At 68.2% G+C, this 20,930-nt stretch carries 23 protein-coding genes; 14 read left to right on the forward strand and 9 right to left on the reverse strand.

The genetic code is table 11. From position 1 onward, the window contains the following. The 3 genes from ACK42S_RS06480 to ACK42S_RS06490 all read left to right on the forward strand — a co-directional run. The coding region (locus tag ACK42S_RS06480; protein ID WP_409704685.1) for a 4-hydroxythreonine-4-phosphate dehydrogenase PdxA at positions 1–201 on the forward strand (201 nt) is incomplete at its 5' end. Continuing rightward, positions 198–1,241, forward strand: a complete 1,044-nt coding sequence (locus ACK42S_RS06485) for an FAD-binding oxidoreductase (protein ID WP_409704687.1) — start codon at positions 198–200, stop codon at positions 1,239–1,241. The genes ACK42S_RS06480 and ACK42S_RS06485, both read left to right, overlap by 4 nt. 59 nt (positions 1,242–1,300) lie before the next feature. After that, positions 1,301–1,732, forward strand: coding sequence for a DUF1810 domain-containing protein (locus ACK42S_RS06490; protein ID WP_409704689.1), 432 nt, complete (start codon positions 1,301–1,303; stop codon positions 1,730–1,732). On the opposite strand, the gene ACK42S_RS06495 is transcribed toward ACK42S_RS06490, so the two are convergent. From ACK42S_RS06495 to ACK42S_RS06505, 3 genes are all read right to left on the reverse strand, one after another. Further along, positions 1,722–2,483: an ABC transporter permease gene (locus tag ACK42S_RS06495; protein WP_409704691.1), complete on the reverse strand. Its 762-nt coding sequence runs from the start codon at positions 2,481–2,483 to the stop codon at positions 1,722–1,724. The two genes, ACK42S_RS06490 and ACK42S_RS06495, sit on opposite strands and share 11 nt — an antisense overlap. Continuing rightward, positions 2,480–3,409 carry an ABC transporter ATP-binding protein gene (locus ACK42S_RS06500; protein ID WP_409704693.1) on the reverse strand — a complete coding sequence of 310 codons (930 nt, stop codon included), beginning with the start codon at positions 3,407–3,409 and terminating at the stop codon, positions 2,480–2,482. Before ACK42S_RS06500 ends, ACK42S_RS06495 begins: the two co-directional genes overlap by 4 nt. A 108-nt stretch (positions 3,410–3,517) precedes the next feature. After that, complete coding sequence (locus ACK42S_RS06505) at positions 3,518–4,396, reverse strand: LysR substrate-binding domain-containing protein (RefSeq protein ID WP_409704695.1); 879 nt, start codon at positions 4,394–4,396, stop codon at positions 3,518–3,520. A 137-nt stretch (positions 4,397–4,533) separates the two neighbouring features. Between ACK42S_RS06505 and ACK42S_RS06510 the strand changes: the two genes are divergently transcribed. Genes ACK42S_RS06510 through ACK42S_RS06535 form a run of 6 tightly spaced genes read left to right on the forward strand, consistent with a single transcriptional unit; the run spans position 4,534 to position 10,194 of the window. Then, the gene (locus tag ACK42S_RS06510) at positions 4,534–5,715 is read left to right on the forward strand and encodes an acyl-CoA dehydrogenase (RefSeq protein ID WP_409704697.1); all 1,182 of its coding nucleotides are present in this window, start codon (positions 4,534–4,536) and stop codon (positions 5,713–5,715) included. Continuing rightward, a complete protein-coding gene (locus tag ACK42S_RS06515; protein WP_409704699.1) occupies positions 5,715–6,899 on the forward strand; it encodes a CaiB/BaiF CoA transferase family protein in 1,185 nt (394 codons plus the stop codon). The genes ACK42S_RS06510 and ACK42S_RS06515 overlap by 1 nt, the downstream gene beginning before the upstream one ends. A gap of 52 nt (positions 6,900–6,951) precedes the next feature. Next, positions 6,952–7,374, forward strand: coding sequence for a hypothetical protein (locus ACK42S_RS06520; protein ID WP_409704701.1), 423 nt, complete (start codon positions 6,952–6,954; stop codon positions 7,372–7,374). Positions 7,375–7,402: 28 nt separating this feature from the next. Next, positions 7,403–7,645, forward strand: coding sequence for a type II toxin-antitoxin system Phd/YefM family antitoxin (locus ACK42S_RS06525; RefSeq protein WP_409704703.1), 243 nt, complete (start codon positions 7,403–7,405; stop codon positions 7,643–7,645). Beyond that, complete coding sequence (locus tag ACK42S_RS06530) at positions 7,642–8,094, forward strand: PIN domain-containing protein (protein ID WP_409704705.1); 453 nt, start codon at positions 7,642–7,644, stop codon at positions 8,092–8,094. The genes ACK42S_RS06525 and ACK42S_RS06530 overlap by 4 nt, the downstream gene beginning before the upstream one ends. Before the next feature lie 48 nt (positions 8,095–8,142). Beyond that, a complete protein-coding gene (locus ACK42S_RS06535; protein ID WP_409704707.1) occupies positions 8,143–10,194 on the forward strand; it encodes an acetoacetate--CoA ligase in 2,052 nt (683 codons plus the stop codon). Position 10,195: 1 nt separating this feature from the next. Here ACK42S_RS06535 and ACK42S_RS06540 read toward each other — a convergent pair whose 3' ends face one another. The 6 genes from ACK42S_RS06540 to ACK42S_RS06565 form a co-directional block, all read right to left on the reverse strand. Further along, positions 10,196–11,599, reverse strand: a complete 1,404-nt coding sequence (locus ACK42S_RS06540; RefSeq protein ID WP_409704709.1) for an MATE family efflux transporter — start codon at positions 11,597–11,599, stop codon at positions 10,196–10,198. Positions 11,600–11,751: 152 nt separating this feature from the next. Next, a complete protein-coding gene (locus ACK42S_RS06545) occupies positions 11,752–12,453 on the reverse strand; it encodes a DUF4124 domain-containing protein (protein ID WP_409704711.1) in 702 nt (233 codons plus the stop codon). Between the two features lie 6 nt (positions 12,454–12,459). Continuing rightward, a complete protein-coding gene (gene pyrE, locus ACK42S_RS06550) occupies positions 12,460–13,128 on the reverse strand; it encodes an orotate phosphoribosyltransferase (RefSeq protein ID WP_409704713.1) in 669 nt (222 codons plus the stop codon). Positions 13,129–13,184: 56 nt separating this feature from the next. Continuing rightward, complete coding sequence (locus tag ACK42S_RS06555) at positions 13,185–13,601, reverse strand: putative toxin-antitoxin system toxin component, PIN family (RefSeq protein WP_409704715.1); 417 nt, start codon at positions 13,599–13,601, stop codon at positions 13,185–13,187. Further along, positions 13,588–13,857, reverse strand: coding sequence for a type II toxin-antitoxin system Phd/YefM family antitoxin (locus ACK42S_RS06560; protein WP_409704717.1), 270 nt, complete (start codon positions 13,855–13,857; stop codon positions 13,588–13,590). The genes ACK42S_RS06555 and ACK42S_RS06560 overlap by 14 nt, the downstream gene beginning before the upstream one ends. Positions 13,858–13,926: 69 nt before the next feature. Then, positions 13,927–14,973 carry a phytanoyl-CoA dioxygenase family protein gene (locus ACK42S_RS06565; RefSeq protein ID WP_409704719.1) on the reverse strand — a complete coding sequence of 349 codons (1,047 nt, stop codon included), beginning with the start codon at positions 14,971–14,973 and terminating at the stop codon, positions 13,927–13,929. A 320-nt stretch (positions 14,974–15,293) separates the two neighbouring features. On the opposite strand from ACK42S_RS06565, the gene ACK42S_RS06570 reads away from it, so the two are divergent. The 5 genes from ACK42S_RS06570 to ACK42S_RS06590 are packed head-to-tail and all read left to right on the forward strand — an operon-like array spanning position 15,294 to position 20,841. Beyond that, positions 15,294–16,094 carry an ABC transporter permease gene (locus ACK42S_RS06570; RefSeq protein WP_409704721.1) on the forward strand — a complete coding sequence of 267 codons (801 nt, stop codon included), beginning with the start codon at positions 15,294–15,296 and terminating at the stop codon, positions 16,092–16,094. Positions 16,095–16,103: 9 nt separating this feature from the next. Next, a complete protein-coding gene (locus ACK42S_RS06575; RefSeq protein WP_409704723.1) occupies positions 16,104–16,787 on the forward strand; it encodes an ABC transporter ATP-binding protein in 684 nt (227 codons plus the stop codon). Continuing rightward, positions 16,784–17,890 (forward strand): capsular biosynthesis protein, encoded by a 1,107-nt coding sequence (locus tag ACK42S_RS06580; protein ID WP_409704725.1) that lies wholly within the window; start codon positions 16,784–16,786, stop codon positions 17,888–17,890. The genes ACK42S_RS06575 and ACK42S_RS06580 overlap by 4 nt, the downstream gene beginning before the upstream one ends. 4 nt (positions 17,891–17,894) lie before the next feature. Next, complete coding sequence (locus ACK42S_RS06585; protein ID WP_409704727.1) at positions 17,895–19,637, forward strand: polysaccharide biosynthesis/export family protein; 1,743 nt, start codon at positions 17,895–17,897, stop codon at positions 19,635–19,637. A 10-nt stretch (positions 19,638–19,647) separates the two neighbouring features. Further along, positions 19,648–20,841, forward strand: a complete 1,194-nt coding sequence (locus ACK42S_RS06590; RefSeq protein ID WP_409704729.1) for a hypothetical protein — start codon at positions 19,648–19,650, stop codon at positions 20,839–20,841. Positions 20,842–20,930: the final 89 nt, after the last annotated feature.

A 20,930-nucleotide genomic window follows, 5' to 3' on the forward strand; every position in this document is an offset into this window, starting at 1 on the left:
CTGCACGACCATGGGCACATTCCCGTGAAACTGCTGGCGCCGCAGGCCGCCAGCGCCCTGAGCATCGGGGCCGACGTGCTGCTGTCCAGCGTCGGGCATGGCTGCGCGATGGACATCGCCGGCCGCGGCATCGCGCGGCCCGACGCCATGATCCGCACCCTGCGCCTGCTGTCTGGCACCTTGACCGAGAGCCTTTCATGAGCCACACCATCCGCATCGCCGGGGCCGATCTGCACTTTCCCTGCGCGCCGGGCCAAACCGTGCTCGACGCCGCGCTGGCGGCCGGCATCGAGCTGCCCCATTCCTGCCGCAAAGGCGTGTGCACCAACTGTGCCGGCCGTGTGGACGAGGGCTGGGTCGAAGGTCTTGGTGGGGCGTCCCTGCACCATGAAGCCTGCCGTCCCGATCAGGTGCTGCTGTGCCTGTGCGTGGCGCGCAGCGACCTCGTCATCTCCCCCACCCGGTATCGCCGCGTGGATCCGGCCGCGGCCAAGACCTTTCTGGCCAAGGTCTACAAGCACCAGAAAGTGGCCTCCGATGTCTCGCTGCTGCAGTTGCGCCTGCCGGCCGGCCAGCGCCTGAAGTTCCGTGCGGGCCAGTACCTGCAGGTGATCCTGGACGACGGCAGCCGCCGCTCGTACTCGATGGCCAACCCGCCGCACGAGAACGACGGCGTCACGCTGCACATCCGGCACGTGCCGGGGGGGCGCTTCAGCGCGCTGCTGCCCACGCTGCAGCCCGGGGACACGGTGCGCATCGAGGGGCCTCATGGCAGCTTCGGGCTGCGCGAAGACAGCCAGGCCCCCCTGGTGTTCGTGGCCGGGGGCACGGGATTCGCCCCCATTAAGTCCATCCTCGACGACATGGTCAAACGAGGCGACTCGCAGCGTCCCGTGACCCTGCTCTGGGGCGGGCGCCGGCCCGAACACCTGTATCTGGGCACGGCCGTGCAGCGGTGGCAGCGCCTGCTGCCCGGGCTGCAGTTCGTGCCGGCCGTCAGCGAGCCGGCCGCCGACACACCGCCCGAGGTCTTCCGCGGCGACGTCCACCAGGCCCTGCTGGGACGGTTCACGTCGCTGGCCGGCCACGAGCTCTATGCCTGCGGAGCCCCGGCCCTGGTGATGGCCCTGAAGCAGACGGCGGTGCAACGCCTGGGCCTGGCGCCGCAGGACTTTTTCTCCGACGCCTTCGTCAGCGGGCCGGTTGCGGCGCAGGGGCAGTCTGCGCTTGCCGCTGCCTAGACGGCAACCGCCGTCACGCAAGGCTTGATCCCGCGCAGCCACGGTGCGACGATGCCCGCGTGACTTCCAACGACCCTCACGATCTCCAGCGCTTCATCGAGGCCCAGGACCCGGTGCTTCACGCCGTGCTGGCCGAACTGCGCGCCGGCGCCAAGCGCACGCACTGGATGTGGTTCGTCTTTCCACAACTGCGCGTGCTGGGCCGCAGCGCCACCGCGCGACACTATGGGCTGGCCGATCTGGACGAGGCCCGCGCCTACCTGGCCCACCCGGTGCTGGGCCCGCGGCTGCGCGAGTGCGTCGATGCAGTGATGTCGGTGCGGGGCCGCACCCTGCACGAGGTCTTCGGCTCGCCCGACGACCTCAAGTTCTGCTCGTGCATGACGCTCTTCGAGGCCGTGGCGGGCCCAGGCTCGGTGTTCTCGCAGGCGCTGGATCGCTGGTGCGAGGGGCGGCGCTGCGAGGCTACGGTGCGCGCACTCAGGCCCTGAGCCGCCAGCCCGTGCGGAAGATCCAGGCCACGATGCCCAGGCACACGAGCAGGAAGCCCGCGATGGCCAGAAGGCTCACGCCCACGGCCACGTCGGCCACGCCGTAGAAGCTCCAGCGGAAGCCGCTGATCAGGTAGACCACCGGGTTGAACAGGCTCACCGTCTGCCACACCGGCGGCAGCATGCTGATCGAATAGAAGCTGCCGCCCAGGAAAGCCAGCGGCGTGATGATGAGCAGCGGCACGATCTGCAGCTTCTCGAAGCCGTCGGCCCACAGGCCGAGGATGAAGCCGAACAGGCTGAAGGTGATCGAAGTCAGCACCAGGAAGGCCAGCATCCACAGCGGATGCGCGATGGAGAAGTCCACGAAGAGCCGCGCCGTGGCCAGGATGATGAGCCCCAGCACGATGGACTTGGTCGCCGCCGCGCCCACGTAGCCGATCACCACTTCCAGCGCCGAGACCGGCGCGGACAGCAGCTCGTAGATCGTGCCGGTGAACTTGGGCATGTAGATGCCGAAGGAGCCGTTGGACAGGCTTTGCGTCAGGATGGCCAGCATGATCAGGCCGGGCACCAGAAAAGCGCCATAGCTCACACCGTCGATGGACACCATGCGCGAGCCGATGGCCGCCCCGAAGACGACGAAGTACAGCGAGGTGGAGATCACCGGCGAGGCGACGCTCTGCCCCAGGGTGCGCAATGCGCGGGCCATCTCGAAGCGATAGATGGCGTGGATGGCGTACCAGTTCATCGGGCTTGCCTCACGAGGTTGACGAAGATCTCCTCCAGCGAGCTCTGCTCGGTGTGGAGGTCCTTGAAGGCGATGCCCTGCTCGTCCAGCCGCTTGAGCAGCCCGGCGATGCCCGAGTGCTCTGCCTGCGCATCGAAGGTGTAGATGAGCTCGTGGCCGTTGCTGCCCAGCTCCAGCGCGTAGCCGTTCATCCCGCTTGGCACGGCGGCCAGGGGCTGCTGAAGCTGTAGCGTGAGCCGCTTCTTGCCGAGCTGGCGCATCAGCGTGAACTTGTCCTGCACGAGGATGAGCTCGCCGCGGTGGATCACGCCGATGCGGTCGGCCATCTCCTCGGCTTCCTCGATGTAGTGGGTGGTCAGGATGATGGTCACGCCCTGCTCGCGCAGGCGCCGCACCAGCGCCCACATGTCGCGGCGCAGCTCCACGTCCACGCCGGCGGTGGGCTCGTCGAGGAAGAGGATGCCGGGCTCATGGCTCAGCGCCTTGGCGATCATCACGCGGCGCTTCATGCCGCCCGACAGCGTGCGGATCCTGGCGTCGCGCTTGTCCCACAGCGACAGGTCCTTCAGGATGCGTTCGATCAGCGCCGGGTTCGCCGGCTTGCCGAACAGGCCACGGCTGAAAGTCACCGTGGCCCACACCGTCTCGAAGGCATCGGTGGATAGCTCCTGCGGCACCAGGCCGATGAGGCTGCGCACGGCACGGTAGTCGCGCGCCAGCTCGTAGCCATCGATCAGGGCGCGCCCTCCGCTGGGCGTGACGATGCCGCACAGGATGCTGATCAGCGTGGTCTTGCCCGCCCCATTGGGGCCGAGCAACGCGAAGATCTCGCCGCGGCGGATCTCCAGATCGAGCGCCTTGAGGGCCACGTGGCCGCTGGCGTAGGTCTTGTGAAGCCCCTGGACTTCGATGATGGGGGAGGTCAATGTCCGCTCCTCGAGCCCGCCTGATGATGAAGAGGTGAAGGATAGTTCCAGACGCAAGCTGCCGTCACGACCACTGGCGATCATTCCTGACACCGCGGTGGTCGGGGTTCAGCGTTGCATCACCCACCGTGCAAACACCTGCACCGCCTGCGAGGCTGGCTGCGACTCCGGCAGCGCCAGGTAGTAGGCCCGATCGCTTTCGCAGGGGCTGGTGGCGGGCTCGATCAGGCGGCCGGCGGCCAGCTCGGCTTCGGCCGCGAAGTCCGGCACCAGCGCCACGCCCAGGCCCAGCAGCGCCGCCTGCACCGACATCGAGAACAGCTCGTAGCGCGGCCCCTGCAGGCTGCGGTCGGTGTCCACGCCGGCCGCGGCGAACCAGCGGCGCCAGGCGTGGGGCCGCGTGGTCTGCTGCAACAGCGGCAGGCCGGCGAGCTGCGCCGGGCTGATGCGCTTGCATGGGGCGATGAGGGCCGGCGCACACACGGCGATCAGCCGCTCGGGCATCAGCAGGCGCGTTTCGCAGCCCGGCCAGTGGCCGTCGCCGGCGTACAGCGCCAAGTCCAGCCCCGAATCGTCGAACAGGAAGGGCCGCACCCGCGTGTGCAGGTTGAGCTGAATGTGTGGATGCTCGCGCTGGAAGGCCGGGATGCGTGGCAGCAGCCAGTGCGTGGCAAAGGTGGGCACCACGGCCAGCTCGATCACCCCGCCCTGGCCCCGGCTGGACATCAGCTCCAGCGTGTCGCGCTCCAGCGCGGCCAGGCGCTCGGCCACACGGCGCCCGTAGGCCAGGCCGGCGGCCGTGAGCTTCACGCCGCGGCGCGTGCGGCGGAACAGCTCCACCCCCAGGCTGGACTCCAGCGCGGCGATCTGGCGGCACACCGCGCTTTGCGTCATGTGGAGTTCGTCGGCCGCACGTGTGAAGCTTTCGTGGCGGGCCGCGGCCTCGAAGGCAGACAAGGCAGCTGTACTGGGAATTCGGCGGCGCATGGGGCTTGTCCTGCTGCAGCGCTGGGCACTTCGGAGTGAGTTTTTTGCACAAGTGGATGCGCAATTGTCGGTTGAAACCCCCTGCCCCGGCGCTTAGCATCGAGGCATCCTTTTCCATCGACACCGGAGACCGCGCCATGGGCCAGACCAAAGCCAGCTTCCACTGGGACGACCCCCTGCTGCTCGACCAGCAGCTCACCGGCGAGGAGCGTGCGGTGCGCGACGCGGCCGCGGCCTATTGCCAGGAACGCCTGGCCCCGCGGGTGCTCGAAGCCTTCCGCCACGAAAAGACCGACCCGGCCATCTTCCGCGAGATGGGCGAGCTGGGTCTGCTGGGCCCCACCATCCCCGAGCCATACGGCGGTGCCGGCCTCAACTACGTCAGCTACGGCCTCATCGCGCGCGAGGTCGAGCGGGTCGATTCCGGCTACCGCTCGATGATGAGCGTGCAGTCCTCGCTGGTGATGGTGCCCATCTACGAGTTCGGCAACGAAGCCTCGCGCCAGAAATACTTGCCCAAGCTGGCCAGCGGCGAGTGGATCGGCTGCTTCGGCCTGACCGAGCCCAACCACGGCTCCGACCCCGGCAGCATGGTCACGCGTGCCAAGAAGGTCGAGGGCGGCTACCGTCTCACCGGCAGCAAGATGTGGATCACCAACAGCCCGATTGCCGACGTCTTCGTGGTGTGGGCCAAGGACGATGAAGGCGCCATCCGCGGCTTCATTCTCGAAAAGGGCTGGAAGGGCCTCTCGGCGCCCGCCATCCACGGCAAGGTCGGCCTGCGTGCGTCCATCACTGGCGAGATCGTGATGGACGATGTCTTCTGCCCCGAGGAAAACGCCTTCCCCGAGGTGCGCGGCCTCAAGGGCCCCTTTACCTGCCTGAACAGCGCACGCTACGGCATCGCCTGGGGCGCTTTGGGCGCAGCCGAGTTCTGCTGGCACACCGCGCGCCAGTACGTGCTGGATCGCAAGCAGTTCGGCAAGCCGCTCGCGGCCAACCAGCTCGTGCAGAAGAAGCTTGCCGACATGCAGACCGAGATCACCCTGGGCCTGCAGGGCTGCCTGCGCCTGGGCCGCATGAAGGACGAGGGCACCGCTGCGGTGGAAATCACCTCCATCATGAAGCGCAATTCCTGCGGTAAGGCCCTGGAGATTGCCCGCATGGCGCGCGACATGCTGGGCGGCAACGGCATCAGTGACGAGTTCGGCGTGGCCCGCCACCTCGTGAACCTGGAGGTGGTGAACACCTACGAGGGCACGCACGACATCCACGCCCTCATCCTGGGCCGCGCCCAGACTGGCATCGCCGCGTTCTGATGGACACGCCCACCCCACCGCGCCCGCTGGCGGGCGTGAAGGTGCTTGACCTGTCGCGCGTGCTGGCCGGCCCCTGGGCGGGCCAGTTGCTGGCCGACTACGGCGCCGACGTGATCAAGGTCGAGCGCCCCGGCAGCGGCGACGACACGCGCGGCTGGGGCCCGCCCTGGTGGGGCGAGGGCGAGGCCCGCACGGCGGCCTATTACCTGTGCGCCAACCGCGGCAAACGCTCGGTGGCGCTGGACATCGCCAGCCCCGAAGGCCAGGCGATGGTCAAGAGCCTCGCGCGCGAGGCCGACGTGCTCATCGAGAACTACCGCGTCGGCCAGCTCGCCAAGTACGGGCTCGACTGCGCGAGCCTGCAGCGGCTCAACCCCGGCCTCGTCTATTGCTCCATCACCGGCTATGGCCAAACAGGCCCCGATGCCCAGCGCGCCGGCTACGACTTCGCCATCCAGGCCCAGGGAGGCCTGATGAGCATCACCGGCGAAAAGGGCGCCGAGCCGCAGAAGGTGGGCGTGGCCGTGGTCGACTTGATGACGGGCGTGTACGCCACCACCGCCATCCTGGCCGCCTTGCACGAGCGCCAGCGCACCGGCCGCGGACGCCACATCGACGCTGCCCTGCTCGACGTGCAGGTGGCCATGCTGGCCAACCAGGCCTTGAACTACCTCGTGAGCGGCACGCCGCCCACGCGCATGGGCAATGCGCACCCCAACATCGTGCCCTACCAGGTGTTCGCCACCGCAGACGGCCACCTCGTGCTGGCCGTGGGCAACGACGCCCAGTTCGCCCGCGCCTGCGAGGTGATGGGTTGCGCCGCCCTGGCCCGGGGTGCGCGCCACACCACCAACGCCGGTCGCGTGAAGCACTGCGGCGAGTGGGTACCCGAACTGCACCGCGCGCTTCTGGCCCGAACCACGAGGGCCTGGGTCGAGGCTTTCGACGCCGCCGGCGTGCCCTGCTCACCCATCCTCGACATCGCCCAGGTCTTCGACGACCCGCAGGTGCGAGCCCGCGGCCTGCGCGCCCCCGAGGCCCCGGGCCAACCCCCCGGCGTGCTCACGCCGATGCGCTTCGATGGCCAGCGTCCGATGGCCCCCTGCCCGCCGCCGCTGCTGGATGCCGATGGCGAAGCGGTGCGTGCAGCTGCCCAGGCGGGGCGTTGGCCCGAAACGCCCTAACATCACGCCCTCGCGGTTCGGCGACGGTCGGCCGCACGGACAGGAGCAGCACATGGGCGAAGCCAAACGCCGCAAGCAACAGGGTCAACAGGCCGGCGAACGACTGCGCCAGCGCATCGCCGCGGGCGAGTTCGGCGCGCCCGGTCGCATCGAGCGCCTGTGCCTGGTGATCGACCGCAGCCCGGCCGGGCGCGACCTGATCGCCTTGCTGCGCACTCTGCCCGAGTTCACCCTGCTGCAGGCCGCGCTGGCGGGCGAGGAGATGCAGCTGTGGGACAGTGTGGCCCTCTTCGAGTTTGCCGGCATCACCCTGAAAGACGGCCAGGCCCGCGCCTGGCTGGCCACCGACGAGGACAAGCTGCTGAACGAGGCCCTGCCGCGCGAATTGCGGGGGGGCGTGGGCCTGCTGACGGGCCTGGAGCCTGTCCTGCAGGACCGGGTCGCCTCCATCGCCAAGGCGACGAAGGCGCCATAAAGTAGGAATTTTCACTACAATGTGTGACATGGAAAAGGCCATCACGTCAGCGCAAGCCAATCGCCAGTTCTCGTTCCTGCTACGAGGCGTGCGGGAAGGGCATCGCTACGTCGTCACCAGCCATGGCAAGCCGGTGGCGCGCCTGATGCCTGTCGAGACCGATGATCCCGTGGCTGCAAAGGCCCGAGAGGCCCTGTTGCAGCGTCTGGCCGGACAGGCAATCGTTCAGGCTGGGCGCTGGACGCGCGACGAGCTCTACGAAGACCGGTGAGAGTCGCGCTCGACACCAATCTGCTGGTCTATGCCGAAGGCGTCAACGACGCGGCCCGGCGCGATGCCGTCCTGGCTTTGCTGGGGCGGCTGCCATCCGGCAGCATCGTGCTGCCGGTCCAGGCGCTGGGGGAGTTGTTTGTGGTGCTCACGCGCAAGGCGGGCCGCTCGCGTGAGCAGGCCCGGGCGGCGCTGTTGAGCTGGCGCGATGCCTATCCACTCGTCGACACCTCGCCGGAAGTCATGCTGGCAGCGGCCGATCTGGCTACAGACCATCAACTGGGTTGGTGGGATGCCGTCATCCTGGCGGCAGCAGCGAAGGCCGGGTGCCGCCTGCTGCTGTCCGAAGACCTGACCGAAGGCTTCACCTGGGGAGGTGTGACGGTGACCAACCCGTTGGCCGCGCAACGCCACGAGCTGCTGGCAGCGCTGATAGAGCACGGAGCCTGAACCCGTCGGGGGCCGCTATCCTCGGCCAAAACGACACCAGGAGACGCCATGCCCCCGGCCCACGAGCCCCACATCCACCGCTACCAGCGCTGGCTCGGCCAGCGCCATGGCCTGCCGTTCGACAGCTACGACGCGCTGTGGCAATGGTCGGTGAGCGACCTGGACGCCTTCTGGCGCTCGATTTGGGACTACTTCGAGCTGCAGTCCCCCACGCCCTTCGAGGGCGTGCTGGTGGAAGACCGGATGCCCGGGGCGGTGTGGTTCCGTGGCGCCCAGCTCAACTACGCGCAGCAGGTGATGCGCCATGCCGACGAGGCCGACGCGGGCGGCCACCCGGCCATCGTCTGGTGCGATGAGGCCGGCCTGGCCCGCGGCGAGCTGCAGCAGATGCGCTGGAGCGAGTTGCGCCGCCAGGTGGCCTCGCTGGCCCACCACTTGAAGCGCCTGGGCGTGCGGCGGGGCGACCGCGTGGCCGCCTACCTGCCCAACACCGCCGCCACCGTGGTGGCCTTCCTGGCCGTGGCCAGCGTGGGGGCGGTGTGGTCGCTGTGCTCGCCCGACATGGGCCCGGTGGCCGTGCTTGACCGCTTCCGCCAGATCGAGCCGGTGGTGCTCATCGCCTGCGACGGCTACCGCCACGGCGGCACCGACCAGCCCCGCCTGCCCCGGGTGGCCGAGCTGCTGGCGCAACTGCCCACGGTGCGCCATGCCGTCTTGCTGAACCACCTCGATGCCCAGGCCGATGCCCAGGCTCTGGCCGCGCCACAGCGCCAGGCCCACGCCTGGGCCGCGCTGGTGGCCGACGAGCTGCCCTTCGAGCCCGAGTGGCTGCCCTTCGACCATCCGCTGTGGATCGTCTATTCCAGCGGCACCACCGGCGTGCCCAAACCCATCGTGCACGGCCATGGCGGCATCGTGCTCGAACACCTCAAGCTCGGCACCCTGCACAACGACATCGGCCCCAGCGTCGAGGGCGGCGACCGCTTCCACTGGTACAGCTCCACCGGCTGGATCATGTGGAACTGCCAGGTCAGCGGCCTGCTCTCGGGCACCACGATCTGCCTCTTCGACGGCAGCCCCGCCGGAGCGCGCGACGCACCCGACTGGACCACGCTGTGGCGCTTCGCCGGCCTGGCCGGCGTCAGTTTCTTCGGTGCCGGCGCGGCCTTCTATGCAAGCTGCCTGAAGGCCGACGTCCAGCCCCAGGCCGTGGCCGACCTGTCGCGCCTGCGCGCCGTGGGCTCCACCGGCTCGCCTCTGTCCGACGAGGCCTATGACTGGATCTGGCGCCGCCTGCCGCAACGGGGTGGCGAACCGATCTGGCTCACGGCCATTGCCGGCGGCACCGACTTCGCCGGCGCCTTCCTGGCCGGCCACCGCGGCCTGCCCGTGACGCGCGGCGAGATGCAGTGCCGCTGCCTGGGTGCCGCGGTGCACGCCTACAGCGAGCCGGATGAAAACGGCCAGGGCCGGCCCCTGACCGACGAGGTGGGCGAACTCGTGTGTGTGCGCCCCATGCCTTCGATGCCGCTTTCTTTCTGGGGCGATGCCGACGGCTCACGCTTGCGCGAGAGCTACTTCGAGATGTACCGCGGCCCGCGGGGCGAGGGCATCTGGCGCCATGGCGACTGGTTGAAAATCACCCCGCGCGGCGGCGCCATCATCTACGGCCGCAGCGACGCCACCATCAACCGCCACGGCATCCGCATGGGCACGGCCGAGCTGTACCGCGTGGTCGAAGCCTTCCCCGAAGTGCTCGACAGCCTGGTGGTCGATCTCGAATACCTGGGCCGCGAAAGCTGGATGCCGCTCTTTGTCGTGCTGCGCGAAGGCCACATGCTCGACGCCGCCCTGGTGGCGCGCCTGAAGGCCGGCATCCGCGAGGCCCTGTCGGCCCGCCACGTGCCCAACGACATCTACCAGGTGAGCGAGATCCCGCGCACGCTCTCGGGCAAGAAGCTCGAACTGCCCATCAAGCGCTTGCTGCTGGGCCATCCGGTGGACAAGGTGCTCAACCGCGACGCCATGGCCAACCCGGGTGCGCTGGACTGGTTCATCGCGCTGGCGCGGCAGCGCGGAGGAAGTCACGTTTCGTCGTGACTCACCCCACCGGCTGCCGCTCGCGCACCACGCGCCGGTGCGTGGCGCGGGCGTGGCGCACCCAGCCGTGGCCCCACCAGCGCGCGGCCATCGCCAGGCCGCGGATCCATTCGTCCAGCGCGTAGGCGATCCACACGCCGGGCAGGCCCCAGCCCAGGTGCACGCCCAAGAACCACGAGCCGCCGGCCAGCACCACCACCATCGAGACGATGCCCGCGGCCACCGGGAAGCGCGCGTCGCCGGTGGCGCGCAGCGCATTGATCACCACCAGGTTGAAGGTGCGCCCCGGCTCCAGCAGCACCGTGAGCCACAGCAGCAGCACGGCCGAGGCGATGATGGCTTCATCCTGCGTGAACAGCCGCAGATACCACGGCGCGCCCACGGCGGCGACGAGCGCGGCGCCCGTGGACACCCCCAGCCCCAGGAGGAGCGACTTGCGCACCAGGGCATGCGCCTCGTGCAGCCGGGCCGAGCCGATCAGGTGGCCCACCAGGATCTCGGCCGCAAAGCCGATGGCCAGGCCGAACAGCAAGATGAAATACATCACCTGCATCGTGTAGCTGTGCACTGCCAGCTCGGTGGCGCCCATGCGCGCCACCACCGCGATGCTCACCATCAGCGCCAGCCGGTAGGCGATGGTCTCGGCCCCGCCGGGCAGGCCGATGTGCAGCACCGGGGCGAGCGGCTTCCAGTGCATCACCCACCAGTCGCGGGCCGTGGGCACGAGCTGGAGCCGCCAGCGCCACAGCACCAGGTGCAGCGCGAGGCCAAAGGCGCGGCTCAGCGCCATCGCCAGCGCAAAGCCCACCAGGCCCAGCCCCGGCAGCGGCCCCACGCCGCCCATCAGCGGAATGCACAGCAGCAGGTGCAGCGTGTGCATGACGAGCATGTTCCACAGCGTGTCGCGCGCATGCAGGTGCGCGCGCATCACCGAGGCCATCGTGGCGTTGTAGGCGTCCAGCACCAGGGCCAGCGCCGCCATGCGCAGGAACGGCACGGCCAGCGGCATCAGCTCGGCCGGTGTGTTCATCCACTGCAGCAGCCAGGGCGCCCCGGCCAGCAGGGTGCAGCCCGTCAGCAGCCCCAGCCAGGTGCTGGCCGCCAGCGACACCCGCGCCGTCTCGTCGGCCGCGGCCCGGTTGCCCGCCCCGAGGTTCTGCGTGATCACCACGCTCACCCCCATGCTGATGATGCGAAACAGGATGAAGAAGGCTGCCTGCAGGTGGTTGACCATCGCAAACGCGCCCGAGGCCGCGTCCGACACGCGCGAGGCCATCCACAGCCCCGCCAGGCCCACGCTGATGCCCAGCAGCAGCTCGGTGAACAGCGGCCAGGTGATGGCAAACAACGGGGGGCGCGGCGCCGCGGCGCGTGCGCCCGGCTGCGCAAGGACAGCGGTGCTCATGGGGTGGGCAAACGGGAGGGGTGCTTCGCGGTGCAGGCGTGGCGACCTTGGAACCCGGCCGCGCCGGGCGCTAGCGTAGCGCCGTAACCGGCCGGTACCGCGTGAAATTCATGAATCCCTGGCGACTGCGGCGTGGCCGCAACGCGGCAGGTTCACTGCGCCCGCGCCCCCGCAGCCCCGGCCGCATCGCGGCGCGGCGGCGGGTCGGCCAGCGGGATCGAGCCCGGGGTGGCGCCGGCCCACAGGCGGCGCAGGCGGTCGAGTTCCTGGTCGAACAGGTAGTTGATGCGCTGCAACTCGGCCTGCTGATTGGTGATCAGGGTCTTGTGGGCCTCCACGGCCACGTCCACGAACTCCAGCGACTGTTTCAGCTTGGTGGGCAGGGCCTTGCCCTTGTAGAACTCGGTCTCGTCCAACAAAGGCTTGCGCTCGGCCTCGAGTTCGGCGATGCGTCGTTCCGAGTTGCGGATCGAGGCGTACACATCCTCCAGCGCTGCCTCGCGGGCCTTGCGGTGCTCGGCCTCGTTGGGATAGCGCGCCAGCAGCAGGCGGTCGCGGCGGATGGCGTCCTGCTGGGCCATGCGCTCCAGGTTGGCCTTGCGCTCGCGCGCTTCCAGCGCGGCGCGCTCGTCGGCCGTCAGGCTGGGCGGCAGCACGGTGCGGGTCGAGCCGTCCTTGTTGAGCACGCGCTGCTCGCGGTCCAGGCATTCCAGGATGGGGCGGTCCGAGGTGAGCTTGCGGCCCTTGGCATCGGTGCAGGTGTAGATGCCCTGCGCCAGCGCCGGCCCGCTGGCCAACAGCGCGGCCCCGGCGACGCCGGCCACACTCCCAAGGGCCCAGACCCCGTGTTTCATCCTCGTTCAGACTCCGTAGCGATCGCGATACGCCGCCACGCTTGCGAAATGCGTGCCCAATGCAGGATCGGCGGTCGTCTGCAGATACTGCAGCAAGTCCGTGAGGGTGGCAATCGCGCAGACCTCAAGCCCCAGTTGGCTGCGCACCCATTGGACGGCCGAGTAAGGGACATCATTGCCGTTTTCTGTCGCCTTTTCCTGTCGATCCAGGGCGATCGCCACGCCGCAGGGGGTGGCGCCGGCCGCGCGGATCATCGTGATGGACTCCCGCACCGAGGTGCCGGCCGAGATCACGTCATCGATGATCAGCACCCGTCCGGCCACCGGCGCGCCCACCAGGGTGCCGCCTTCGCCATGGTCCTTGGCTTCCTTGCGGTTGTAGGCATAGGGCACGTTGCGGCCCAGCCGCGCCAGCTCGATGGCCACCGCCGCGGCCAGCGTGATGCCCTTGTAGGCCGGGCCAAAGAGCATGTCGAAGGCCAGGCCGCTATCGACCAGGCGCTTCGCATAGAACTGCGCCAGCCGGCCCAGCTTGGCGCCGTCGTTGAACAGCCCGGCGTTGAAGAAATACGGGCTCATCCGCCCCGCCTTGGTCTTGAATTCGCCAAAGCGCAGCACCCCGGCATCGACCGAGAACTTCACGAAATCGAGGGCGAGGGGGTCGGGGGTGGGCATGTGGGGGCTCGAAGAATGGGCAAAGAATTCTAGGCGGGTCCATGATGACCGCGTGCCTAGCGCACTCCCACCAGGAACGCCGCCGGGGGCAGGATCGGGATATCGCGCCAGGGATGGAGTGCGGTCAGGTGAGGATCGCTCGCGATGATCAGCTCGGCCTGGGCTGTCCACGCCAAGGCCAGGAACTTGTTGTCCTGCGGATCCACGCAGTCGGTCACAGACTCGTTCACCTCATAGGTGGTGAGGTGGGGTTGCAGGCCGGCCAGGAAATCCAGGCGCCGCTGCCGGGACAGGTAGCGATCGAACTTGTCGCGCATCAGGACGGTCTCGACCTCCTGCCACGTCTCGGCCGAGCAGCACAGGTCGAAATGCAGCAGGGCCTTTTCAAGGGCCAGCGCCGGCACCGAGCCCGGACGGATCGCTGCCGACACCAGCACCCCGGTATCGACCACGACGGGCCTACCGAAGCTCATGCACCAGGCGGTCGATGTCGGTGTCGCTCAGTTCGGCGGCAGCCCCTCCCGGCCCCAGCGTCTGGCGGTATTGGGCATACCAGCGCGCGGCCTCCTGGCGTCGCACGCCCAGGGCTTGCAGTTCGCGCATGTCGTGTTCGCTCACCACATAAGCCACCGGACGGCCGCGGCGCGTCACCTGCACCGGTTCGCGTTGGGAGCGGTCGAGCAGTTCTCCAAAGCGGTTCTGCGCCTCGGCGGACGTGAAGGTGATCATGGAGGCCCTCCAGCGAATCACGAACTGGCTATTTTAGACAAAACCCGTGATTCACAGGTCGGGCTTGTCTCAGGCCCGTGTCAGCACGGCCGGCTCACCTGGCGTCACCGGCCCCACGTCCCGCCACGGGCTGCGCTTGCCGAAATGGCGCTCGCGCCAGTCCAGCGCCTGCCAGTACCAGCCCACGCGCCGCTCGGCCAGGCCGGGCAGCGACAGCAGGTCGGCCCCGGCCCAGGGCAGGAAGGGATTGCGCCGGCCGTAGCCCCAGATCTCGATGCGCGTGGACGGCTGCAACGAGGGCCCGCGGGCATGGAAGCCGAAGGTGTCGGCCACCACCAGCGTGTTGGCCGGCACCGCAAACAGCCGCGGCTCGGGCAGCCCCAGGCCGGCCAGCTCGTCAGGCCGGATGCGGAACGAGCCGCGGCCGGTGAGCCCTGGCGATTGCGCCGCCACCAAACTCATGGCCCGCTCCCATGCCAGGCGCTGCGGTGTGAGCCGGTGCGAGCCCGGCACATAGCAAAACGGCCCGGCATCGGCCGCCACGTCGGTCAGGAAAAACCAGGCCTTCACGGTGGGATGGAAGGTGTCGGCATGCAAATGCGTCTGCGGGTCGGGCCTGGCCTGCACCACATGGGACAGGATGGTCTGGATATAGGACACCGGCTCCTGGTCGAAGCTGCCCACGTAGCGCGTCAGGCCGTGCCACAGCGGCGAGCGCAGGAAGTCCCGCAGCGCTGGCTGAGCCGCCAGGAAGGCCGGATCGAGCGCGATGCGCCGGGTGACCGTGTCGCCCTGCAGCATCTCGCGCGCCGGGGCGCGGTGGGCCAGCAGGCGGTCGCGCAGGGCGGCGAATTCGCCGGGCGGCAGCACCTCGTGCTTCACCACAAAACCGTCGCGCTCGAAGGCGGCGCGGTCCTGCGCCGACACCAGGCCGGCCAGGCGGTGCCGCCGCATCGCCGCCAGCGCGTGCGCCGCGCGCAACCGCGCCACATGCAGCCCCCAGGCGTTCAGCCGGGGCGAGCCGATCACCGGGTTGTCGCGGAAGGATTTGGCCGCGGTGAACAGCGAGACACACCACAGCGGGCTCTTCAGCCACTGGCCAGTAGTCCAGTTCATGAAGTGAGTATTTGCAAACTATGTTTCAGAAATCCAGCCTGCCTGCGCCCCGGCGGACCCGAAGTCTGCCGCGATCAGGACGCAATGCAGGTTCTGCGTCCATCCCCCAAGAGGGTGTGCATTTGTATGCATTTGTTGCCGAGGTTCGCCCAGCCCCAGTTCTTATACTAGATAGGTTGTACGGGTGCCATTCCTACGTCTGATTGTGACGCGGCGTCCTGCCGACGTTTCTCTCTTGTTGCCTTGCCTCCCACCTCCCGCGCCAGGATGGGGGAAGGGCACAATTGCACCCTGCCGTTCCTGACACTTCACCTGACGAAATGGCCGCTCCACCCCGCCCTGCGCAACGCACCGCCTGGCAAGTCCAGCGCTCGGTGTGGTTTGCGCTGTTCCTGCGGGAACTCAAAACCCGCTTCGGCGGACGCTGGCTGGGGGTGTACTGGGTGCTGCTCGAGCCCCTGGCCCACATTGCCATCATGCTGCTCATCTTCGGTTTCATCCGCCACCGGGTGCTGCCGGGGGTGGACTTTGCCATGTTTCTGCTGGTGGGGCTGGTGCCATTCTTCATGTTCAAGAACCTCACGCTGCGTGGCATGGAGGCGGTCGATTCCAACCGCGGCCTGTTCGGCTATCGCCAGGTCAAACCCATCGACCCGTTGGTGTCGCGCGCCCTGCTCGAGGTGTCCCTGTACAGCGCGGTCTATCTGATCATGTTGGGCGTGATGGGCTGGATCGGCTTTTCCGTGGTGCCGGCCCGCCCGCTGGAGCTGATGGGCATCAGCGCCGTGTTGCTGATGTTCGGCTTCGGTTTGGGTCTGGTGTTCGCCGTGGCCACCGACGAGCTGCCCAATGCGCGCAGCTTCATCCGCATCAGCTTCATGCCGCTGTACCTGATCTCGGGCATCATCTTCCCGGTCAGCGCGCTGCCGCCGCAGGTGCTGCCCTGGCTGCTGTGGAACCCCATCCTGCACGCCATCGAGATCTCGCGCGGCCACTTCTTTGCGCAATATCACGTGCTGCCCGGCATCAGCGGCGCCTATGTGGCCGCCTGGGCCGTCGCCGCGCTCACGCTGGGGCTCAGCCTGTACCGCGTGCGCCGCCACCGCCTGCTGGCAAGCTGAGGGGCAAGCGTGATCGAGTTGCAGCACCTCACCAAGTCCTACCCCACTCCCCACGGGCGGCGCTACGTCTTTCGGGACTTGAACTTCACCTTTCCCGAGGGCGCCAACGTCGGCCTGATCGGCCCCAACGGGGCGGGCAAGTCCACGCTGATGCGCCTGATCGGCGGTATCGACGCGCCCGATTCGGGGCGTGTCCTCAGCCGCGCCAGCATCTCCTGGCCGGTGGGGTTGTCCGGCGGCTTCCAGGGCTCACTCACCGGGCGCGACAACGTGCAGTTCGTCTGCCGGCTCTATGGCGCCAGCGGCGAGGCCCTGCGCGAGAAGGTCCGTTACGTGCAGGACTTCGCCGAGATCGGCGAGTACTTCGATTTGCCGGTCAAGTCTTATTCCTCGGGCATGCGCTCGCGCCTGGCCTTTGGCCTGAGCATGGCCTTCGACTTCGACTACTACCTCATCGACGAGGTCATGGCCGTGGGCGACGCGCAGTTCCAGCACAAGTGCAAGGACGTGTTCCGCAGCAAGCTGGAGCGTTCCCGCCTGATCCTCGTTTCACACAACATGAAAGACATCGCGCAATACTGCAACGCGGTGGTGCTGGTCCGCCACGGCCAGGCCACGCTCTACACTGATGTGCAGGAAGGCATTGCCGCCTACCAGGGGCCGTCGGCACCCGCCGTACGCAGGGCCGCATGAACAAGGTCATCACCTTCCTCACCCCGGCGCGGCTCAAGCTGCTGCTGATCGGCCTGCCCTTGCTGCTGGCGCTGTTGTATTTCACCGTGCTGGCGGCCGACCGCTACGTCAGCGAATCCATCGTCACCGTGCGCCAGGCCAACCAGGAGGCCACGGCCCTGCCCGGAGCGGCCCTGATGCTGGCCGGCATCAACCCAGCCTCGCGCGAAGACAACCTCTACCTGCGCCAGTACATCCACTCGCTGGATCTGCTCAAGAAACTCGATGCCGAGCTGGGCCTGCGCGCCCACTACGAGGCCGAGAACCTTGACCCCTTCTACCGCCTGTGGGGCGGCACCAGCCAGGAATGGTTCCTGGAGTACTACCGCGCGCGGGTAGAGGTGCTGTTCGACGAGATTGCCGGCCTGCTCACCGTGCGCGTGCAAGGCTTCGAACCCGAATTTGCCCAGAAGCTCAATGCCGCCATCCTGCGCGAGAGCGAAGCCTTCGTGAACGCCTATTCGCAGCGCATCGCCCGCGAGCAGATGCAGTTTGCCGAAGCCGAACTCGACCGCGCCGCCCGGCGCCTGCAAGCGGCCAAAAACGAGGTGCTGGCCTTCCAGACCAAGTACAAGCTGCTCGACCCCACCGCCGAGGCCCAGGCCAGCGGCGCGCTGGTGGCCGAGCTGCAGGCCGCTCTGGCCAAGCAGGAAACCGAGCTGCGCGCCCTGCGCAGCTACCTGAACGACGACTCCTTCCAGGTGCAGGCCCTGCGCAACCAGGTGGAGGCCCTGCGCAAGCAGCTCGAGGCCGAGCGTTCGCGCGCCACCAACGGTCAGCGCGATGTGCGCCTGAATGAACAGGCCGCCCGCTTCCAGGACCTGCTGCTGCGCGCCGGCTTTGCCGAAGACGCCTACAAGCTCGCCCTCACCGCAGTGGAAAGCGCACGCATCGACGCCACCCGCAAGCTCAAGAGCCTGGTGGTGATCGAATCCCCCCATCAGCCCGAGGATGCGATCTATCCCCGCCGGCTGTACAACCTCATCACCTTGTTCATCGTGTGCTGCCTGCTCTACGGCGTGACCCGCCTTGTCGTGGCCACCATCCGCGAACACCAAGATTGAAGCCATGAAGCGCCTCCCCCGATGTCATCCCGTTTCGTGGCTGGCCTGTGCGCTGGTCTGGTCCCTGCCGGCCGCCGCGCAGATCACGTCTACCGACGTGATCAACACCGGCCCGCGCGGCGCCACCCAGTTGCCGCCGCTGCAAGGCCGGGCTGCGCCCAACCCGGCCGCCGCCACCGCCACCCCCACTGCTGCCGGCCAGGGCACGGCCGCCGGCACCGGCGTGACCGCCCCGCTGCCGCCCAACCCGCTCACCGCCGCGCAGCCGGTGATGTTCGGCTCGCAGATCTTCACCGGCCGCTTCGGTGCGGTGCCCTTCGCCGGCTTCAACCCCAACTACCAGATCGCCATCGGCGACCAGGTGAGCGTGCGCATGTGGGGCGGCTTCAACTTCGACGCCACCCAGCCCGTCGATGCCCAGGGCAACATCTTCATCCCCAACGTGGGGCCCATCCGCGTGCTGGGCGTGCGCAACCAGGAACTCAACGAGCTGGTCGAATCACAGGTCAAGCGCGTGTTCCGCGCCAATGTGGGCGTGTATGCCTCGCTGGCAGCAGCCCAGCCCGTGAAGGTGTACGTCACCGGCTTCGTGCGTGCGCCGGGGCTGTACGGCGGCCTGAGCAGCGACTCGGTGCTGTACTACCTCGACCAGGCCGGCGGCATCGACCCCGACCGCGGCAGCTACCTCGAAGTGGACGTGCTGCGCGGCGGCCAGGTGCGCGCGAAGTTCAACCTCTACCGCTTCTTGCTGGACGGGCAGATCGACCACCTGCAACTGCAAGACGGTGACACCATCGTGGCCTACCCGCGCAAGCACACCGTGCAGGTGGGCGGCGAGGTTCTCAACCCCTACATCTTCGAGTTCACCAAACCGGCCGTGCCCGCCAGCGAATTGTTGGCCATGGCCCGCCCGCGGCCCGGCGCCACGCACCTGAGCATCGTGCGCAAGATCGGCGAGCAGCGGCGCAGCGAATACCACCCGCTGGAAGCGGCCGCGCAGGTGATGATCGAAGACGGCGACGAAGTCACCGTCACCTCCGACAAATACCCCGGCACCATCCTCGTGCGCATCGAAGGCGCCCACCTGGGCGAGCGCAGCCTCGTGCTGCCCTATGGCGCCCGCCTGAAAGACGCCCTGGCCCGCCTGAAGCCCGCGCCCCAGGCCAACGTGGCGGGCATCCAGCTCTACCGCCGCTCGGTGGCTGCGCGGCAAAAGGAAATGCTCGACGCCTCGCTGCGCAGCCTGGAGACCTACGCCCTTACCGCGCGCAGCGCCACCAGCGAGGAAGCCGCGCTGCGCACCCGCGAGGCCGAGCTCATCTTGCAGTTCATCGACCGCGCCCGCAGCGTGCAGCCGCGCGGACAGGTCATCCTGGCCCAGCGCGACCAGGCCCCCGACACCTTGCTGGAAGACGGCGACGTGATCCGCGTGCCCGAAAGCAGCAACCTCGTCCTCGTCAGCGGCGAGGTGCTCTTCCCCAACGCGCTGGTGTACGAGCCTCAGGCCACCGTGGACGACTACGTGCAACGCGCCGGCGGCTACAACCAGGGCGCCGACAAGGCCCGCCTGATCGTGCTGCGCCAAGACGGCAGCGTGCTGCCCGGCACCGAGGTGGCCCGCCTGCAACCGGGCGACGAGATCATGGTGCTGCCCCGAATCGAGACCAAGAACGTCGAGATCACCCGTGGCATCACGCAGATCCTGTATCAGATCGCCGTGTCGGCCAAGGTGTTGCTGGGGCTGTGAGGCCGTTTTCATGACTGAAGTCGCGGTCTCCTCCCCTCGAGCATCGTCACGAGCTGGCGCGACGCGCGTGCGCGTCGCCCAGCGCGGGTGGGTGAGTTTGCCGGTATGTAATCCCGGCCCACACGACAGAACCTTGTTGGTGGAGATGCATGCCGCCGACCGACCGGGCGTGAAGTGGCAAGGGCTTTCCCTCTCGTGCCCGGTGGCACCCGGGACGACATCCCTGTGGGTTTATATCGGACCGGACATCGAAACCCTCACCGTTCATGCGGCCGATGGTCTCATTGCGAACCCCGAGCAAATGGAGCACGCCGGACAACCACCTGCGCAAGCCTGGGTGCATCCACGCTGCCGCACGGTGGCCATGTTGCATCGTCTGGGGGTGCTTCAACTACGAGAGATCGAGCTCACGGACGACGAAGATTGGCCATTGGAGTCTGTGGGAAGCGATCCGCAATTCCGCCTTGCACTCCCGTTGCAACGGGGGCGTTATCGTGTGTTCTTAGACATCGAGGCTGAAGCCTTTGATGTGTCTCCCACCGTTTACCGCAACGAAGGCGCAGGCTACACCGCTGCGTTGGCCACGCCGATGGGCCGGTATGAATCAAGCACCTGGGTGGCCGAGGTGACCCTCCACAGGGCCACCAAGGGCTTGCGCATTGACCCGATGAATGTGCCTGGCCGCTTCCGGCTGGGCGACCTGACGCTCGAACCCATTGCTGACACTTCGGCTGGCGGTGGATGGCGCTGGGCGGCCCGGCTGGCACGGCGCTTGGCAGGTCGCTGGACGGCTGACGACCTGCGCATCGAGCACGATTTGCGCGTCCTCGACCCGGTGGGCCAGCGCCTGCAGTCCACAGGGGTCGATCCCCGGCTTCGGCTGGCGGCTTGCCTGCCCGCGGGCTGGTACATGGCCGAGGTTGAGCTGCAATTGCCCGGCGCCCGGGCTGACGCCTGCTTTTATGCGGACACTGGCGCGGGCGAGAGTGAGGCGGGAGCGATGCCGCTTCCGCTGCGTTCGGGCCAGCTTGCCAAGCGGCTGCTGTATCTTCCCGCCCCAGCCAGGCTGCGTTTTGACCCGATGACCTGCCCTGGCCGCTTCCAGATCAAGCACTTTGCGCTCGTCAGAGTGACCGAGGCCTTTGCCCGCAGCCGCATGCAGCGCAAGCTAAGGAAGGTCTGCACAACACCCGCCGTAGCGTGAGTTGATGCACTCGATTTCGGATGGCGGCGTTTTCAGGCTCGCGAAGTCGGTTTGAAGGCCGATTTCGCCCCGATTCGCGGCCCCCTGGC

This window comes from Caldimonas sp., assembly GCF_046289365.1.
Lineage (GTDB): Bacteria > Pseudomonadota > Gammaproteobacteria > Burkholderiales > Burkholderiaceae_C > Caldimonas.

Coding starts and splice junctions, on each gene's coding strand:
- ACK42S_RS06485 (WP_409704687.1), top strand. CDS start 198: ATGAGCCACACCATCCGCATCGCCGGGGCCGATCTGCACTTTCCCTGC.
- ACK42S_RS06495 (WP_409704691.1), bottom strand. CDS start 2,483: ATGAACTGGTACGCCATCCACGCCATCTATCGCTTCGAGATGGCCCGC.
- ACK42S_RS06505 (WP_409704695.1), bottom strand. CDS start 4,396: ATGCGCCGCCGAATTCCCAGTACAGCTGCCTTGTCTGCCTTCGAGGCC.
- ACK42S_RS06510 (WP_409704697.1), top strand. CDS start 4,534: ATGGGCCAGACCAAAGCCAGCTTCCACTGGGACGACCCCCTGCTGCTC.
- ACK42S_RS06515 (WP_409704699.1), top strand. CDS start 5,715: ATGGACACGCCCACCCCACCGCGCCCGCTGGCGGGCGTGAAGGTGCTT.
- ACK42S_RS06520 (WP_409704701.1), top strand. CDS start 6,952: ATGGGCGAAGCCAAACGCCGCAAGCAACAGGGTCAACAGGCCGGCGAA.
- ACK42S_RS06525 (WP_409704703.1), top strand. CDS start 7,403: ATGGAAAAGGCCATCACGTCAGCGCAAGCCAATCGCCAGTTCTCGTTC.
- ACK42S_RS06535 (WP_409704707.1), top strand. CDS start 8,143: ATGCCCCCGGCCCACGAGCCCCACATCCACCGCTACCAGCGCTGGCTC.
- ACK42S_RS06540 (WP_409704709.1), bottom strand. CDS start 11,599: ATGAGCACCGCTGTCCTTGCGCAGCCGGGCGCACGCGCCGCGGCGCCG.
- ACK42S_RS06545 (WP_409704711.1), bottom strand. CDS start 12,453: ATGAAACACGGGGTCTGGGCCCTTGGGAGTGTGGCCGGCGTCGCCGGG.
- pyrE (WP_409704713.1), bottom strand. CDS start 13,128: ATGCCCACCCCCGACCCCCTCGCCCTCGATTTCGTGAAGTTCTCGGTC.
- ACK42S_RS06555 (WP_409704715.1), bottom strand. CDS start 13,601: ATGAGCTTCGGTAGGCCCGTCGTGGTCGATACCGGGGTGCTGGTGTCG.
- ACK42S_RS06560 (WP_409704717.1), bottom strand. CDS start 13,857: ATGATCACCTTCACGTCCGCCGAGGCGCAGAACCGCTTTGGAGAACTG.
- ACK42S_RS06565 (WP_409704719.1), bottom strand. CDS start 14,973: ATGAACTGGACTACTGGCCAGTGGCTGAAGAGCCCGCTGTGGTGTGTC.
- ACK42S_RS06570 (WP_409704721.1), top strand. CDS start 15,294: ATGGCCGCTCCACCCCGCCCTGCGCAACGCACCGCCTGGCAAGTCCAG.
- ACK42S_RS06580 (WP_409704725.1), top strand. CDS start 16,784: ATGAACAAGGTCATCACCTTCCTCACCCCGGCGCGGCTCAAGCTGCTG.
- ACK42S_RS06585 (WP_409704727.1), top strand. CDS start 17,895: ATGAAGCGCCTCCCCCGATGTCATCCCGTTTCGTGGCTGGCCTGTGCG.
- ACK42S_RS06590 (WP_409704729.1), top strand. CDS start 19,648: ATGACTGAAGTCGCGGTCTCCTCCCCTCGAGCATCGTCACGAGCTGGC.